This is a genomic window from Pseudomonas sp. PIC25 (assembly GCF_002286785.1).
Lineage (GTDB): Bacteria > Pseudomonadota > Gammaproteobacteria > Pseudomonadales > Pseudomonadaceae > Pseudomonas_M.
Map to the genome: position 1 here is coordinate 1 of NZ_MUJY01000153.1, position 16,960 is coordinate 16,960.

The window sequence follows — 16,960 nt, forward strand, 5'->3', positions numbered from 1 at the left end:
AAAGCGTCTCCAACGACGCCATCGAAGACGAAAAACTCGGCCTCGTATACAGCACGCGCATCCAGTTGAAGGAAAAGACCCTCCAAGTCGGCGGCAAGGAAATCGCCCTGTCGCCGGGCATGGCCGTGCGGGCGGAAGTGAAGACGGATAAGCGCAGGGTGATCGATTACTTCTTGAGTCCGTTGAAGGAGTATGTGGATGAAAGTTTGGATGAGCGCTGATTCATCGGTGAAGTGATGTCAATCAATCTGAAGGGTAACTAATGACCAAGTTCTTCATGACAATCGTGGGTGTGGCTTTTTCTTCGCTGGCGGCGGCATCGGCAGTTGTCGAAACCTTTTCGGACTGGTCCGTGATACATGCCAAGGACAGCGTGGACTTGATAGCGATAACGCAGAACAAGGCGGGTGGCTACCTGGCATTCCGTTGCTTCGTCGATACGCAGAAGTGCGTGCATGTGTTTTCGGCAGGGTTCGAGTGCAAGGTGGGGGCGGCGGTTCCGGTATTGGTCAATACACCTGCATCCGCGTTGTCCGTCCAGACGTCCTGTGCCAGTAATTCGGTTGAATATGAATTGAGGGTGGACGATCAAAGCCAGATTCATGAGGTCTTGCAGCAGGACGGTGTCATTGGTTTCGCTTTTCCAATCAACTCCGGTTTGTTCAAGGTTGTCCGGTACAGCCTGGAGGGCGCAAGCGAGGCCATGGGATATGTGAAGAAATATACGGTCGAACAGGCGGCGACCGAGATTTTGCTTTGAGTGAGAGTGGAAAAGAGTTGAGGTGTTCTTTTTTAGGCATGATTAGATGCGGGGTTGAAGATTGAAGCGGCTAGAGTTGGGGCATAAAACCTATCATCTGAAGTATTTCGTTTTCTATTTCTCGACTGGTGTGGTCGTGTTCTTGGCCGCATTGTTTGGGCTGGGTCTAGGGAGGGGGTATTTTTCAGGAATGTATGATCCACTTAAGGTATGGACTCTTATTCTGAATATGATAGGAATGTATCTTTCTGGGAGAAAGAATAAAGTTGTGAGTTTTGTTGGTGGGGCTTTTGTCATGCTTGGCTTCATGCTGGCAGGTCTCTTTATAAGCTGCATAGTATATCTTGCTGTTTCTCGGTATTGATAAAGGTGTAGGGTATGTCTATTTCTATAGAAGAAGTTGAAAAGATTGCTGGGCTTATTGATGCGGCTCTTTCGGGGAAAGCTGTAAATGATGCTTTGGAAGGGGGTGATAAAAATATATTGGGGAGTTTTGGCGATGGTGCGGCGATAATTAACGCTGCTTCAAGTGCGCTTGGTCCAGAGGTGGCTGCAGTTGCCTCAACCATGACGGCGCCGTTTATTCTGGCGACAGCTATTTATAAACTGTCAAACGGAACGGCTGGGTTGGATAGTTATGTAGATATCGCAGCCTTGATTGCGCTGAAGACCAGTAATGTTGCTTTGGGTAGGGTGGCGCTGTCATTCTCGGTAGGGTACAAGCTTGGAAGTTATATCGATTCGAAATGGGGCGATAAACTGGATGCTCGTGTGGGTGAATACTCCAATCAGGTGGGGGATTATTATACTAAGCTAACCGGGTCTTCTCAGTTTGGTGCGGTCATGAGTGGTATGGCTCATGCCTTCTATTCGGTCGCATTGCTACCCCAAGAGGTAGGACCGATTAAAGAGCTGAATTCGTGGATAAGCGAGCAGCAGTTATTGGACCCCGTATTCAAGTTGTTCGATAACACTGCTGGGTTTGCAAGTGAGAAGGTGTTTGGCTCAATTCCTGAAATTTCTTCCAACCCCCAAAGTGATTTCTCTTTGGCTGTCAATAATGTATCGGTTTTAGAGGAGAAGTCTCCTGTCGATCATGAGGCTGCCGCTGCGCAAGTTAGCAATGGCTTGGTCTCGAGTGGTGGAGGTTGGAAACTTGGCTACGATTCCAACAAACTCAATTCAAACCAGTACCAAGGTGATTGGATAAACAACACCTTCACCGCCGCCGCAACCCAAATCCTCGCCGACGGCTACCGGCCGGGTAATGGCAATACCGTCAAGGACGTATTCGATTTCAGCCTGCGCAGTGCGATGCAGGGTTTTTCATACGATCCCCGTAAATCCGGCGCCCTGCTCAATTCGGGCAATGCCCAGGCGCGGTTGACGTTGCCGACCGATCCGCTGGTGCTCGACTTGGATGGGGATGGTGTCCGGCTGACCGACTATGTCAGTGCGCCGGTGTTGTTCGATATCGATAACGATGGCGGCAGCCTGGAGGAAACCGGCTGGGTGAGTTCGGGCGACGGCATCGTCGTGGTCGACCGCGATGGCAATGGCAAGATCGACCATATCGGCGAGACCCTCTCCGAATATTTCGGCGGGGCGACGGGCAGTGCTGGGAGTGCGGGCGAGAAGCGCTTCAAGAATGGATTCGACGCGCTGAAGAGCTTGGACAGCAACGGCGACGCTGTTTTCGATGACAAGGACGCCGCCTGGTCCAGCGTCAAGGTATGGGTGGATGCCAACCATGACGGCAAGAGCTGGAACGATGTCAACGGCAACAGCGCCGTAGATACGGGCGAAGCGAGCGAGCTGAAATCGTTGTCGGCGCTTGGCATCTCCCGGATCGACCTGGCCCATACGGAGCAGAGCGGCGAGGTGCGGGACGGCAACGAGGTGCTGGCCAGGGGGACCTTCGTACAGAACGGTTCGGCCAAGGAAGCCGTTGCTGCCAATTTCCTGGCCAACCCCAATGGCCATACCTTCACGGCGAGCGACTCAGGCGTTGTCGTCTCGACCCAGGGCGGTGGGCAAGCCGCTCCGGTCAGCGCCTATGCCTCTTCGTCGGAGACCGGCGAAACCATCGACGTTGCGCAGAAAGGAGTGAATAACGCCACGGGCGGCTCGGGCGACGATGTGCTGATCGGCGATGCCGGGACCAACTGGCTGGCGGGCGGCCAAGGCAGCGATACGTTCAACGCCGGCGCGGGCGACGATGTGCTGCTGATCGATGCCGACGACTCACAGCTCGATATCCATGGCGGCGACGGGACCGACATCGTTCAGGTCATTGGCGATCAGGGTGTCGTCCTCAATCTGGCGCAGGCCGAAGTGGAGATCGCCCAGGGTGGGCGCGGGAACGATGTATTCATCGGCGGCGGGGCGAGCACGGTCTATATGCGCGGCGGTGATGGCGACGACGTGCTGATCGGTGGGGCTGCCAATGATGCCTTGTCCGGGGAAAACGGCGATGACTGGATCAACGGCGGGGCCGGCAACGATGTGCTGCGCGGGCACCGAGGGCGCGACCAGATCCAGGGCGGTTTGGGCGATGACCTTATCGACGGTGGCCTGGACGACGATCATCTGAGTGGCGGTGCCGGCGATGATGTGCTGATGGGCGGCGCGGGCGACGACACGCTCGACGGCGGGGAGGGGACCGATGTCATCGAGCTGTCGGGCGAGTTCTCCGAATACCGCTTCACCAAGACCCAGGAAGGCGTCTGGATCAGCGACACGGTAGCGGGCCGGGATGGTACGGACTTCGTCAAGAGCGTGGAGAAGGCCAATTTCAAGAACCTGAAGCTGGTGGATATCCCCGGCACTGCCAGTTCGGGTATGGAAAATCCGCTGGTAACCAAGGATGTGCTGGATAAGGACAAGACAGGGGCTGCTTTCGGACGCACCCGTGCGCATCTGATCGGCAAGGATCAGTTGCTGGCCAATGATATCGATTGGCAGAAGGATGCCTTACGCATCGTCGGACTTTACGAGGTCACCGGTGGCAAGGCTGTACTGACCAAGACGGGGGATGTGCAGTTTACACCGGACCCCGGTTTCACTGGCGTCATGAGCTTCAAATACAGCGTGGCCGACGCCAAGGGCAACAAGGCCGCTACTATCGTGGATCGCTCCAGCGGTGAAAATGCCGTGATGCGCGCTGCGGTATTTCTGCGAACGCCGGATTTGCCCAGCGATCCGCTGGTAACCGATCAGTGGTATCTGACTCAGGCCAATATCCTCCCTGTCTGGAAAGACTATACGGGCAAAGGTGTGCGGATCGGCCAGTTCGAGACCAATGGCCCATTCGGCACGACCAAGGAAATTCTGGATTATCGACACGCTGATCTGAAAGGGAACATTGACCCGGACTGGCTGGCGAATGCCACGCCGGGGCAAATGGCAGGCGAAGGCAGTGGGGGTAAGTTCAGCGACCATGCCACGCTGGTGGCTGGCGTCATGGTGGCTGCTCGGAATGGTGAGGGCGGTGTCGGGGTGGCCTACGACGCAACGCTCGGAGGACATTGGCTCGACAAGGATGACTTCACCAGCCTGGGTCACATGCGCGATTACGACGTAGTGAACCATAGTTGGGGAAGTAGCTCCCGGTTCGACCTGCGCTTTACGCCTGCCGAGCTGGGCAATATGCCAGATGCTTACCGTCGTGCTCTGCGCGAGGGGCGGGATGGCTTGGGAACGGTGATTGTCACGGCGGCGGGTAACGACCGGGCGGCAGGGGGCAACGCCAATTATTCGAACGTGACGAATACTCGCAGCAGCATAGTAGTCGGCGCGATCAATGCGTCTACCGACCTGGGCGCCTTGCAACTGGGAGGCAAACCGTTTTCCAGTCCAGGGGCCAGTATCCTGGTCAGCGCGCCAGGATCCAACGTGACGTCTACTTCACGCTTGGTACAGAACGACAACGGTTCTACGTTCGGTGCCGATGCTTCGGTTTCGCAAGGGACCAGCTTTGCTACTCCCATTGTCTCCGGCATCGTGGCATTGATGCTGGAAGCCAATCCTGCTTTGGGGTACCGGGATGTGCAGCAGATACTGGCACTTTCCGCAAAAAAGGTTATCGATCCGGCGACCGTTTGGAAGGACAACGGCAGTAAGAATTGGAACGGTGGCGGCATGCATGTGAGCCATGACTATGGCTACGGCGAAGTCGATGCTCGCGCTGCCGTGCGTTTGGCGGAAACATGGAATACCCAGCAGACCTATGACAATGAATATCGCTTGGTTGCCCCTCTGCGATCCGGTCCCCTCGATAGTGCTATCCCTGATGGAGTGACGTCCGGCCTCAGTCATACCCTGGCGATAGAGGGTGTCGATTTGCTGGTGGAGCATGCCGAGGTTCGGGTGAGCCTGACTCACGCCCGACCCGGCGATCTGATCATCAAGCTGATTTCGCCTTCGGGAACCGAGTCAATTCTGATGGACCGTCCGGGTAGAGCGTTGCCTGGTTCGGCTGCCGAGCGCGGAGATGAGAGCTTTGCCGGGGGACATACGCTGGATTATGTTTTCGACACCGCGTTGTTGAGGGGGGAGCAAGCTACGGGCAAGTGGATACTGCAAGTCATCGATACCGTAACAGGCGATACCGGCACGCTTAACAATTGGAGCCTGAATATCTATGGCCAGGGAGAGACCCTGGACGACCAGTATGTGTATACAAATGAATACGCCCTGTTGGCCGCGACGGGAAAGCGCAACGTTCTGAACGACACGGATGGCGGAGTCGATACCCTGAACGTTGCGGCAATAAGCGGTGCCAGCCGAATCGACCTTTCGACCGGCGTGGCAACTCTGGCCGGGACTCGGTTGACCATACAGAACCCTGCTCAGATAGAAAATGCGATTGGCGGCGAGTTTGGGGATGTCCTGATTGGTAATGGAGCGGCTAACACTTTGATGGGAGGGCGCGGTAACGACGTTCTCTCGGGCGGTGCGGGAAATGATCTGCTGATCGGTGGCCAGGGCAACGATACGCTGACGGGCGGAGCGGGGACGGACTATTTCGTCGTCGATAGGAATCCTGGCGAAACTGACGTGATCAATGATTTTCAGATCGGTACCGATCGGTTGGTGCTGTCTGGCTTCAGTTCACTTGTACATCCGGCCTTGAAGGTGACGAAGCAGGGCCTGGATACGCGTATCGACCTGCCTGGCGGACAGTCCGTACGGTTGCTCAAGGTCGATGCGGCCAAGTTCTCTCTCGATAGCCTCGTCTATGTGGAAGATGGAGTGAAGGTGAGCCAATTGGCCCGGCATTCTGGGCACGGCTTCGGCAATGGGGGCTCCGGTGAGCGGGTTCTTCCGGATGCTGTGAAAGGCATTGCCTATTGGGCTGGTTCTGTTGGTGAGCGGGTATTTGGCGGAACGGGGGATGACGCCGTTTATGGTGGGCGCGGGAATGACGTGCTGGTCGGCGAGAACTCAACGAGCGGCGCGATCGGTGGTAACGATACGCTGAAAGGTGGCGCGGGCAGCGATGTGGTTCGAGGCGGTGCCGGGAATGATGTGCTGTATGGCGGCGATGGATTGGATTACCTGGGCGGTGATGCGGGAGATGACACCCTTTATCTGGAAGGAGATCAGGGGGCTTCTGATTACGCATCCACCACGCTGCTGGCACCGCGTATCACCATCGATGGCGTTACTTTGACTGGAGCAGCTGTATCCGGTGGTACGGGGAGTGATCGTTTCATTGTGGTCCTGGATAACCGGGAAACCGCCTCTCAGGGCTTGATGGCGAATCTGATCGAAGACTTCGAAGTCGGTAACCTGGACGAGAAAATCGATCTTTCCCAATTCCATAAGGTCCGGGCTTTCTCGGATCTGGCGTTTTCGGACTTGAGCATCAATGGACTGCATTATTTGCGCGTATGGCTGGGGCCCCAGGCGAGCGGCACGCACTATCTCACTTTGAAAGGAGTGAAGGCCGAACAACTGTCTGCTGCCAATTTCATCTTCTCCGACGTGGCAGAAACTCCAAAGGCGTTTATCGCTGGCTCTTTCGTCGACGATCTCCTTGTCGGCGATGCGGGAGGTAATGTCCTCGATGGCGGCAAGGGCGCCGACACGATGGAAGGACGTAGCGGGGATGACACCTATGTCATCGATGACGCCGGCGATCTGGTCAAGGAAACGGCCGGCGGGGGCCATGATGTCGTCAAATCCAGCGTCAGCTATGTGTTGCCGGATGAGGTGGAGGTGCTGGAACTGACGGGTATGGCAGCGATCGACGGAGCCGGCAATGGCTTGGCGAATCGCTTGGTCGGTAACTCTGCCGACAATGTCCTGGATGGTAAAGGTGGCTCCGATGTGCTGGTCGGAGGGAAGGGTAACGATATCTACATCATCGATGATGGTGCGGATCGCGTAGTAGAGATGGCGGGAGAAGGGATCGATACGGTCAAGTCGTCCGTTTCCTTTACGTTAGCGAATAATTTGGAGAACCTGATCCTTACAGGAGTCGCACAGATCAATGCAACGGGTAACAGCGAGAACAATTCGCTGATCGGCAACGCCGCGGATAACCGCATCGATGGCGCACAGGGTGCAGACTCGATGGCAGGCGGTACGGGTAACGACACCTATTTCGTCGACAATATTGCCGATGTGGTGAAAGAGGCCGTTGACGAGGGATTCGACCGGGTCGTTTCCACTGTTAATTTCACTCTGGCTGAGCACGTCGAGAGGCTTGTATTGTCGGGGCCGGCTTTGAATGGCACAGGTAACGGTCAGGACAACGAGCTGATAGGCAACGACTTGGGAAATCGACTGAGCGGAGGTTCGGGAAATGATTTCCTTGATGGTGGTGCTGGCAATGATGTTTTGATCGGCGGCTTTGGTAATGATCACATGAGGGGAGGTACGGGCAATGATCGGTATCTCTTTGCCCCGGGCGAGGGGCAAGACCGGATTGTCGAGGACCTGTCCAAGGCATCGGGCGGCATAGACTCGATTGTGCTGGGCGCCGGCATCGGTGAGAAAGATGTTGCCGTCGATCATGGAGAACAGGGCATGATTCTCCGTTTGCGCGACGGACAGCAGATCATCTCACCATGGTCGGCCGCTGGTGGCCATGCCATTGAGCGAATCGAGTTTGCCAACGGTAAGGTTTGGGATACCGCAAAGCTCAGCACTGTGCCGAACCGGCAGCCCATAGTAAAAACACCCATCGCCGATCAGGCGGCGTTGGAAGATCGACGCTTCGTTTATGCACTTCCCGCAACTGCTTTCTACGATCCTGATGCTGGAGATGCCCTGACGTTTACGGCTACCCTTTCGGATGGTAAGCCTCTTCCCTCATGGCTGGAATTCAATGCGGCCAGCCGTACGTTCAGCGGAACACCGAGCAATGGAGACGTCGGCAACTTTTCCGTACGGGTCACCGTTGTGGATAAAGCGGGACTGATGGCGTCGGACATCTTCGATATCAAGGTGACGAACGTCAATGATGCGCCAGTGGTCTCTCGACCAATTCCCGATCAGAAGGTGGTGCAAGGCCGAGGGTTCAACCTCCAGGTTCCAGCAGGATCTTTCTCGGATGTCGATGCAAATGACCAGCTTACGTATCGCGCTACTCTGGCTAGCGGGGCGGCGCTTCCTGGTTGGCTGACGTTCGATGGAGCGACGCGAACCTTCAGCGGCTTGCCTTCCAGCTCCGGAACCTCGGTAGTCAAAGTCAGTGCGACGGATAAGTCAGGAGCGTCTACAAGCGATCTGTTCAATATCGTCGTGGAGCCACCGCGTGACGTGGTAGGTACTGCTGGCTCGGATACGCTTGCCGTCGCTGCTCTGGGCGGAACGGTCGATGCTCTTGGTGGCGATGACACGTTGTTGGGCGGTGCTGGTGCCGACAGTTTGTTCGGTGGCTCAGGTTCCGACTGGCTCGAGGGCCAAGCTGGCAACGACTACCTGAATGGGGACTACGGTGGCGATACCTACGTTTTCAAACGAGGTGATGGGCAGGACACTGTCCATGACTTCGACCCTGATTCAAGTCACATTGATACGCTGTCGTTCGGTTCCGATATCAATGCCGAGCAACTGTGGTTCCGCCGAAGTGGTCACGATCTGGAAATCGAGGTAGTTGGCACTTCAGACAAGGTGACCATAGAGAAGTGGGATTTCTGGGGTGGCGGTAGTTGGGAAAAAGCTCAGCACATCGAGCAGTTCCGCACCGCCGATGGCCGGGTCTTGCTGGATAGCCAGGTAGACCAGCTCGTTGAGGCGATGGCTGCCTTCGCTCCGCCTTCGGCTGGCCAGACGTCCTTGCCGCCGAGCTATAAGGAGGCCTTGAATGCGGTTATTGCGGCTAACTGGCAATAGCTGAGCTGTATGGCCTCGCTTCGGCGAGGCCATACAAACCCAAGTCATATCTCCCTGCCTCACAAAAAAGGGCCTTCGTTCGAAGGCCCTTTTTCTATCTGACGAAGCGGTCGCTTGAGCGATCCTCAACTGCCGCGTTGCCATAGCGCGTAATACACCTGGCCGGCCTTCTTCTCCCGGTGCAGGCGCCAGTTGGCTGGCAGGCCGAGAGAGGAGGGCTGGGTTTCGCTCTCGGTGTAGATCCAGGCGTCCTTGGCCAGCCAGCCGCGTTCTTCGAGCAGGGTGCAGGTGGGGGCGAGGAGGTTCTGGTTGAACGGCGGGTCGAGGAATACCAGATCGAACGGGGTCGGGGTCTGGCTGTCCAGGTAGCGCAGGGCGTCGCTTTGCAGGAGCTGTCCGGCGCTGCAGTTCAGGGTGTCCAGATGCCTGCGCAGGCTGGCGATGGCTTCGGCATTGAGGTCCAGTGCCAGTGCCAAGCTGGCGCCGCGCGACAGGGCTTCCAGGTAGAGCGCACCGCTACCGGCGAAGGGGTCCAGCACACGGGCGCCCTGGATATAGGGCGCAAGCCAGTTGAACAGGGTTTCCCGCACGCGGTCCGGCGTCGGCCGCAGGCCGGGGGCATCGGGGAAGGCGAAGCGCCGGCTGCGCCATTCACCGCCGATGATGCGGAGCTGGCCCTGGCCGCCGTGCCGTTTCGCTGCTGGCTGTCGCATCAGTGCTCCGGAACCCCGATGGGCTCTTGTACGGGTTTGTCGGTGGGCGGCGGCAGTTCCTTCTGTGCCACGGTCGGCCCGGCGGTGACGATGACGAAGGCGTCCGGGGCCAGGTGACGGGCCATGGCCGCCTTCACCTGTTCGACATCCATCGTCTGGGCCTTCTCCATGAAATCTTCCAGGTGGGTCAGCGGCAGGTCATAGAAACCGATCGCACCGAGCTGGCCGACGATGTCGGCGTTGCTCGCGGTGGATAGCGGGTAGCTGCCGGCCAGTTCGCGCTTGGCGTCGTCCAGTTCCTTCTGCGTCGGGCCTTCGGCGAGGTAGCGGCGGACGATGTCCTGTACCAGCTTCAGGGTGCCTTCGCTCAATTCGGCACGGGTTTGCAGGTTGATCATGAATGGACCGGGTGCCTGCATGGGGCTGAAACCGGAATAGACGCCGTAGGTCAGCCCGCGCTTCTCCCGCACCTCCTCCATCAGGCGGGTGCCGAAACCGCCGCCGCCGAGGATCTGGTTGCCCAGGTAGAGCGCGACGTAGTCCGGGTCGCGCCGGTCGATGCCGAGCTGGGCCAGCATCAGGTGGGTCTGGTTGGAGGGAAAGTCGATGTGACTGAGCCCGGCCTTGGGCGCCTGCGGTTCCACCACCTTCGGCAGCGCGGGACCGGCCGGCAGCGCCTTGGAGACCTGGGCGGCGATGGCCTCGGCCTCGCTGTGCGAAAGGTCGCCGACCAGGGCGATCACCACGTTGCCGGCGGCATAGGCCTTGGCATGGAAGACGCGCAACTGATCGATGCCGATGGCGGGGATCGACTGTTCGGTGCCTTCGCTGGGATGGGCGTAGGGATGCTGGCCGTAGAGACGTTCGAACAGCGCCAGGCTGGCCAGCTTGCCGGGGTTCTGCTTCTGGTATTCGAAGCCGGCCAGCAATTGGTTCTTGATGCGTGCCAGCGAGTCTTCCGGGAAGGTCGGCTTGCCCACCACCTGGGCGAACAGTGCCAGGGCCGGCTCGCGTTTGTCTTTCGCGCTCAGGCTGCGCAGCGAGGCCACCGCCATGTCGCGGTAGGCGCCGTTGCCGAACTCGGCACCGAGGTTTTCGAAGCCTTCGGCGATGGCGGTGACATCCTTGCCCGTCACGCCCTCGTTGAGCATGGCGTTGGTCAGGGTGGCCAGGCCGGGGGTGTCGCCGTCCTGGCTGCTGCCGGCGGCGAAGGTCAGGCGCAGGTCGAACATCGGCAGCTCGCGGGCCTCGACGAACAGTACCTTGGCGCCTTCGGCGGTACGCCAGCTCTGGATATCCAGGCTGCGGTAGCCCGGAGCTTCCTTGGAAAGGCTGGCGAGGGATTCGATACGGGGGGCGGCGGTGTCCGCGACGGCCGGGATGGCGGGCATCGCCAGGGCCGCGATCAGCTGGGGCAGGACGGGGCCGAACAGGCCGTGACGCTGGCCGGTACGCTCAGTCATGGCGGGCTTCCTCGGGCAGGATGTGGGCGACGCTCAGGCGCGAGCGGGTGAAATAGGTGCGGGCGGCGGCCTGGATATCGGCCGGGGTGACGGCCTTGAGGGCGTCCAGCTCTTCATCGATCAGCCGCCACGACAAGCCGACGCTTTCCAGTTCGCCGATGGCGGTGGCCTGGCTGGTGATGGAGTCGCGTTCGTAGACCAGGCCGGCGATGACCTGAGCGCGCACGCGCTCCAGCTCGGCGGCGGAAGGCGGACTCTTCTTGAGGTCTTCGAGTTCGCGCCAGAGGCCGGCTTCCACGTCCGCCAGGGTCTTGCCCTTCTGCACGTTGGGGGTGGCGGACAGCACGAACAGGCTGTCGCCCCGGGCCGAGGCGTCGTACCAGGCGGAGGTGCCGCTCACCAGCTCTTCGCTGCGCTCCAGGCGCGACGGCAGGCGGGCGCTGTAGCCGCCATCGAGGAGGGACGCGATCAGGCGCAGGGCATGGGCCTCCCGCGGGTTCCCGGCGGTGGTGAGGCTGGGCACATTGAAACCGAACAGCAGGTTGGGCAACTGAGTCTTGAGGTGCAGGGTGATGAGGCGTTCGCCGGGCTCGCTCAGCTCGCGCGGGATTTTCGCCGGCGGTACCTGGCGGCGCGGGATATCGCCGAAATAGCGCTGGGCAAGGGCTTTGACTTCCTTCTCGGTGACATCGCCGACCACCACCAGGGTGGCGTTGTTCGGCGCGTACCAGCTTTCGTACCAGGCGCGCAGTTCCTCGACCGTCATGCGCTCGAGGTCGGCCATCCAGCCGATGGTGGGTGTGTGGTAGCCGCTGGCGGGAAAGGCCATGGCCTTGAAGCGCTCGTAGGCCAGCGAGTTGGGCTTGTCGTCGGTGCGCAGGCGGCGTTCTTCCTTGATGACCTCGATCTCACGGGCGAACTCGTCGGCCGGCAGGCGCAGGCTGGCGAGGCGGTCGGCTTCCAGTTCGAAGGCCACGGGCAGGCGGTCGCGGGCCAGGACCTGGTAATAGGCGGTGTAGTCGTCGCTGGTGAAAGCGTTCTCCTCGGCGCCGAGTTCGCGCAGGATGCGCGAGGCCTCGCCGGGGCCGAGCTTGCGGCTGCCCTTGAACATCATGTGTTCGAGGGCGTGGGACAGGCCGGTCTGGCCGGGTGTCTCGTAGCTGGAGCCGACCTTGTACCAGAGCTGAGACACCACCACCGGCGCGCGGTGGTCCTCGCGGACGATGATCTTGAGGCCGTTGTCCAGGGTGAATTCGTGGGTGGGTTGGGGATCGGCGGCCACTGCCAGCATCGGCAGTGAGAGAGCGCCGAACAGCAGGCCGGCGGCGTGGCGGGCAATCGCATTCATGGATAAAGCTCTTTTCGGCGGCCCGGTGGACTTAGCGTCGGCGGGCGGGGAGGTGCTAGGATACTTGTCCGATTTCCTGGCGGCCACGTCTCGGGCCTGCTAAAGCTGCTGTGCTTGGCCATGCAGCGTTGAAAACCAGCACAAAACTGCGTTTTCACCCTGCCTCTGACCCCGGCGCCGGCTGTTCAGGCAGGCTGCGCGTGGCGCTCCCTTGAGAAACCCGTCTCCATGTTTGGTTCCAACGACGACAAGAAGACCCCGGCCGAGGCCGGTGAAAAGAAAAGCCTGTTTGGCTGGCTGCGCAAGAAGCCCCAGGAGCAGACCGGCGAGCCGGCCCACCCCGAGCCGACGCCCGATGCCTCGGCGCAGGGCGGTGGCGACCCCGCCGCCCCGCTGACGCCGAGCGCACCCCAGGCGGCGCAGACCCCGGCACCGGCCGAAACCACTTCCGCCGCCCCGATGCCTCCGCCAGTCGCGCCCGTGTCGCAGGAGCAGCCGCCGACCGCTCCCTCCGAAGCGAATGGCGACACCCCCCGGCCGGCCACCTCGCGTTTTCGTATCAACGCCGGCAGCGAGTTGCTGCATGAGCACATCGAGCCGCCAGTCGCGCCGGCCGAACCTCTCCCGGTGGCGCCTCCGGCCGTCGAACCGCCCAAGGCGGAGGATAAGGTCGGTTTCTTCGCCCGTCTCAAGCAGGGCCTGTCGAAGACCAGCGCCAGCCTCGGCGAAGGCATGGCCAGTCTGTTCCTCGGCAAGAAGGCCATCGACGACGATTTGCTCGACGAGATCGAAACCCGGCTGCTGACCGCCGACGTCGGCGTCGAGGCCACCACCGCCATCGTGCAGAGCCTGACCAGGCGCGTGGCGCGCAAGGAGCTGGCCGACAGCGGCGCGCTGTACAAGGCGCTCCAGGAAGAGCTGACCGCGCTGCTGCGCCCGGTGGAGCAGCCGCTGAAGATCGACACGGCCAAGGCGCCCTACGTGATCCTGGTGGTGGGCGTGAATGGCGTCGGCAAGACCACCACCATCGGCAAGCTGGCCAAGAAGCTGCAGCTGGAAGGCAAGAAGGTCATGCTGGCGGCCGGCGACACCTTCCGTGCTGCGGCGGTGGAGCAACTGCAGGTCTGGGGCGAGCGCAACAACATCGCGGTGATCGCCCAGCACACCGGCGCCGATTCGGCCTCGGTGATCTTCGATGCGGTGCAGGCCGCCAAGGCACGCGGGATTGACGTGCTGATCGCGGATACCGCCGGACGCCTGCACACCAAGGACAACCTCATGGAGGAGCTGAAGAAGGTTCGCCGGGTAATCGGCAAGCTCGACGAGACGGCGCCCCATGAGGTGCTGCTGGTGCTCGACGCCGGCACCGGACAGAACGCTATCAACCAGGCCAAGCAGTTCCACCAGGCCGTGACGCTCAGTGGCCTGGCCCTGACCAAGCTGGACGGCACCGCCAAGGGTGGAGTGATCTTCGCCCTGGCCAAGCAATTCGGCCTGCCGATCCGCTACATCGGTGTCGGCGAAGGTATCGACGATCTGCGTACCTTCGAGGCGGACGCCTTCGTTCAGGCCCTGTTCGCGGAAAGAGAGCACGCATGATCCGTTTCGAACAGGTCGGCAAGCGCTACCCCAACGGCCACGTCGGGCTGCACGAGCTGTCCTTCCGGGTGCGCCGGGGCGAGTTCCTCTTCGTCACCGGTCACTCGGGCGCGGGCAAGAGCACGCTGCTGCGCCTGATCCTGGCGATGGAACGGCCGACCACCGGCAAGCTGCTGCTCGCCGGGCAGGACCTGGCGCAGATTACCAACGCACAGATTCCCTTCCTGCGTCGGCAGATCGGCGTGGTGTTCCAGAACCACCAGTTGCTGTTCGATCGCACGGTGTTCGACAACATCGCCCTGCCATTGCAGATTCTCGGTCTGCCCAAGGCAGAGATCGCCCAGCGGGTTGGCGCGGCGCTGGAGCGGGTCGCCCTGCACGAGAAGGCCGAGCTGTATCCGGCCGACCTGTCCACCGGTCAGCAGCAGCGCGTGGGCATCGCCCGGGCAGTGGTGCATCGCCCGGCCCTGCTGCTGGCCGACGAACCCACCGGTAACCTCGACCCGCGTCTGGCGGCGGAAATCATGGGCGTATTCGAAGACATCAACCGGCTGGGCACCACAGTGCTGATTGCCAGCCACGACCTGGCGCTGATTGCGCGCATGCGTCACCGCATGCTCACCCTGCAGCGCGGCCGCCTGATCGGCGACGGGGAGGCTGGCTGATGAGCGCGACCCGCGTACCGCCAACGAAGCCGGCCGAGCGCGTCGGCGCGACGCCGAAGCCCAAGGCGGAGAAGCCGGCGAAGAAGGACGACGACGGCCCGGATTTCCAGGCCCTGCTGCACGCCTGGCTGGAAAGCCATCGCGCCAGTCTGGTCGATAGCCTGCGGCGTCTGGCGCGGCAGCCGGTCGGCAGCTTCTTCACCTGCCTGGTCATGGCCATCGCCCTGAGCCTGCCGATGGGGCTGGCGTTGCTGCTCGACAACGTCGAGCGGCTGGGCGGTTCCTGGCAGCGTGCCGCACAGATATCCCTGTTCATGCAGCTCGACACCAGCGACAGCGAAGGCGAGCGGCTCAGCGCTGAAATCGCCGACATGCCGGACGTGGCGGAGGCCGAGTGGGTCAGTCGCGAACAGGCACTGACCGAGCTGCAGCAGCACTCCGGTATCGGCGAAGCGCTCAAGGAGCTGCCGGAAAACCCATTGCCCGGCGTGATCGTGGTGACTCCCGAGGAAATCGACAAGACCGGCCTGGAGGCCCTGCGCCAGCGCTTGTCCGAGCTGCCGCAGGTGCAGCAGGCGCAGCTCGACATGCAGTGGGTCGAGCGGCTGACGGCGATCCTCAAGCTCGGCGAGCGCTTCGTCTTCGGCCTGACGTTGATCCTGGTCATGGCACTGCTGCTGGTGATCGGCAATACCATTCGCCTGCACATCGAGAACCGCCGCACCGAAATCGAGGTGATCAAGCTGGTGGGTGGAACCGATGGCTACGTGCGGCGTCCTTTCCTGTACATGGGTGCACTTTACGGGCTGGGCGCCGGCCTGCTGGCCTGGGCGATTCTGGCCTTCGGCCTGGATTGGCTGAACGAAGCGGTGGTGCGCCTGGCCGGCCTCTACGGTAGCGACTTCGCCTTGGCCGGCGTTCCTCTCGGAGATGCGGTCTCCCTGGTGCTGGGCGCGGTGCTGCTGGGTTACATCGGTGCCTGGCTGGCCGTGGCGCGGCATCTGAGCGAGCTGGCGCCTCGTTGAGGCGGACCTGAATGCCCGAAGGGCCCGTATTCAGGGCCTTTCAGGCAATATTTGGAAATGGGTGTAACGAAACTTTTACGCCCCCTTGCAGTCGGATAGCTCAGTGCTACACTGCGCCAGCTTTAGTGAATCGGAGGATTCGCATGACCACGTCCTTGCAACCTGTCTATGCCCTGGCTCCCGGTGCGAACCTGGAGGCCTACGTGCATGCGGTGAACGGCATCCCGTTGCTCACCCAGGAACAGGAGCGCGAACTGGCCGAGCGCCTCTACTACCATCAGGACCTCGAGGCGGCACGGCAGATGGTGCTCGCGCACCTGCGCTTCGTCGTACACATCGCCCGCAGCTATTCGGGTTACGGCCTGTCCCAGGCCGACCTGATCCAGGAAGGCAACGTTGGCCTGATGAAGGCCGTCAAGCGTTTCAACCCCGAGATGGGGGTACGGCTGGTGTCCTTCGCCGTGCACTGGATCAAGGCGGAGATCCATGAGTTCATCCTGCGCAACTGGCGTATCGTCAAGGTCGCGACCACCAAGGCGCAGCGCAAGCTGTTCTTCAACCTGCGCGGGCAGAAGAAGCGCCTGGCTTGGCTGAACAACGACGAAGTGCACGCGGTGGCCGAGAGCCTCGGTGTCGAGCCGCATGAAGTGCGCGAGATGGAAAGCCGGCTGACCGGCCAGGACATGGCGTTCGACCCGGCGGCCGATGCCGACGACGACAGCGCCCACCAGTCCCCGGCCTACTACCTGGAAGACCATCGCTACGACCCGGCGCGCCAACTGGAAGACGCCGACTGGAGCGACAGCTCCACCAGCAACCTGCACGAAGCGCTGGAAGGTCTGGACGAGCGCAGCCGGGATATTCTCTACCAGCGCTGGCTGGCCGAGGAGAAGGCGACCCTGCACGACTTGGCCGCCAAGTACAACGTCTCCGCCGAGCGCATCCGCCAGTTGGAGAAAAACGCCATGAACAAGCTCAAGGGCTCGATCCAGGCGTAATCCACAGCCACATGAAAAGCCGCACCCAGCCTGCTGAGTGCGG

At 60.9% G+C, this 16,960-nt stretch carries 9 protein-coding genes and 1 pseudogene; 7 read left to right on the plus strand and 3 right to left on the minus strand.

The annotated features are described in order from the left end of the window. From BZL41_RS18830 to BZL41_RS18840, 3 genes and pseudogenes are all read left to right on the plus strand, one after another. A pseudogene (locus BZL41_RS18830) lies at positions 1–221 on the plus strand (hemolysin secretion protein D); the annotation flags it as partial. Positions 222–262: 41 nt separating this feature from the next. Beyond that, entirely contained in the window at positions 263–760 is a 498-nt protein-coding gene (locus BZL41_RS18835; RefSeq protein WP_095600718.1) for a hypothetical protein, read from the plus strand. A gap of 378 nt (positions 761–1,138) precedes the next feature. Further along, positions 1,139–9,106: a putative Ig domain-containing protein gene (locus tag BZL41_RS18840; protein ID WP_095600719.1), complete on the plus strand. Its 7,968-nt coding sequence runs from the start codon at positions 1,139–1,141 to the stop codon at positions 9,104–9,106. A 125-nt stretch (positions 9,107–9,231) separates the two neighbouring features. Here BZL41_RS18840 and rsmD read toward each other — a convergent pair whose 3' ends face one another. From rsmD to BZL41_RS18855, 3 genes are read right to left on the minus strand one after another with little or no spacing between them, the layout of a single operon-like run. Then, positions 9,232–9,819, minus strand: a complete 588-nt coding sequence (gene rsmD, locus BZL41_RS18845) for a 16S rRNA (guanine(966)-N(2))-methyltransferase RsmD (protein WP_095600720.1) — start codon at positions 9,817–9,819, stop codon at positions 9,232–9,234. Further along, positions 9,819–11,282 (minus strand): pitrilysin family protein, encoded by a 1,464-nt coding sequence (locus BZL41_RS18850; RefSeq protein WP_095600721.1) that lies wholly within the window; start codon positions 11,280–11,282, stop codon positions 9,819–9,821. The genes rsmD and BZL41_RS18850 overlap by 1 nt, the downstream gene beginning before the upstream one ends. Then, entirely contained in the window at positions 11,275–12,630 is a 1,356-nt protein-coding gene (locus BZL41_RS18855; RefSeq protein ID WP_095600722.1) for a pitrilysin family protein, read from the minus strand. Before BZL41_RS18855 ends, BZL41_RS18850 begins: the two co-directional genes overlap by 8 nt. Positions 12,631–12,858: 228 nt before the next feature. Here BZL41_RS18855 and ftsY point away from each other — a divergent pair, with 228 nt between their 5' ends. The 4 genes from ftsY to rpoH all read left to right on the plus strand — a co-directional run bounded on the left by ftsY (position 12,859) and on the right by rpoH (position 16,917). Then, complete coding sequence (ftsY, locus tag BZL41_RS18860; protein ID WP_095600723.1) at positions 12,859–14,229, plus strand: signal recognition particle-docking protein FtsY; 1,371 nt, start codon at positions 12,859–12,861, stop codon at positions 14,227–14,229. Then, positions 14,226–14,894: a cell division ATP-binding protein FtsE gene (gene ftsE, locus BZL41_RS18865; RefSeq protein WP_095600724.1), complete on the plus strand. Its 669-nt coding sequence runs from the start codon at positions 14,226–14,228 to the stop codon at positions 14,892–14,894. The genes ftsY and ftsE overlap by 4 nt, the downstream gene beginning before the upstream one ends. Then, positions 14,894–15,919, plus strand: a complete 1,026-nt coding sequence (ftsX, locus tag BZL41_RS18870; protein WP_095600725.1) for a permease-like cell division protein FtsX — start codon at positions 14,894–14,896, stop codon at positions 15,917–15,919. Before ftsE ends, ftsX begins: the two co-directional genes overlap by 1 nt. A 143-nt stretch (positions 15,920–16,062) precedes the next feature. Continuing rightward, positions 16,063–16,917, plus strand: coding sequence for an RNA polymerase sigma factor RpoH (rpoH, locus tag BZL41_RS18875; protein WP_084333278.1), 855 nt, complete (start codon positions 16,063–16,065; stop codon positions 16,915–16,917). Positions 16,918–16,960 lie beyond the last annotated feature (43 nt).

Excerpts from the sequence above, each read along its gene's own strand:
- ftsE (WP_095600724.1), top strand. The coding sequence starts at position 14,226 with ATGATCCGTTTCGAACAGGTCGGCAAGCGCTACCCCAACGGCCACGTC.
- BZL41_RS18840 (WP_095600719.1), top strand. The coding sequence starts at position 1,139 with ATGTCTATTTCTATAGAAGAAGTTGAAAAGATTGCTGGGCTTATTGAT.
- BZL41_RS18835 (WP_095600718.1), top strand. The coding sequence starts at position 263 with ATGACCAAGTTCTTCATGACAATCGTGGGTGTGGCTTTTTCTTCGCTG.
- BZL41_RS18850 (WP_095600721.1), bottom strand. The coding sequence starts at position 11,282 with ATGACTGAGCGTACCGGCCAGCGTCACGGCCTGTTCGGCCCCGTCCTG.
- ftsY (WP_095600723.1), top strand. The coding sequence starts at position 12,859 with ATGTTTGGTTCCAACGACGACAAGAAGACCCCGGCCGAGGCCGGTGAA.
- ftsX (WP_095600725.1), top strand. The coding sequence starts at position 14,894 with ATGAGCGCGACCCGCGTACCGCCAACGAAGCCGGCCGAGCGCGTCGGC.
- BZL41_RS18855 (WP_095600722.1), bottom strand. The coding sequence starts at position 12,630 with ATGAATGCGATTGCCCGCCACGCCGCCGGCCTGCTGTTCGGCGCTCTC.
- rsmD (WP_095600720.1), bottom strand. The coding sequence starts at position 9,819 with ATGCGACAGCCAGCAGCGAAACGGCACGGCGGCCAGGGCCAGCTCCGC.
- rpoH (WP_084333278.1), top strand. The coding sequence starts at position 16,063 with ATGACCACGTCCTTGCAACCTGTCTATGCCCTGGCTCCCGGTGCGAAC.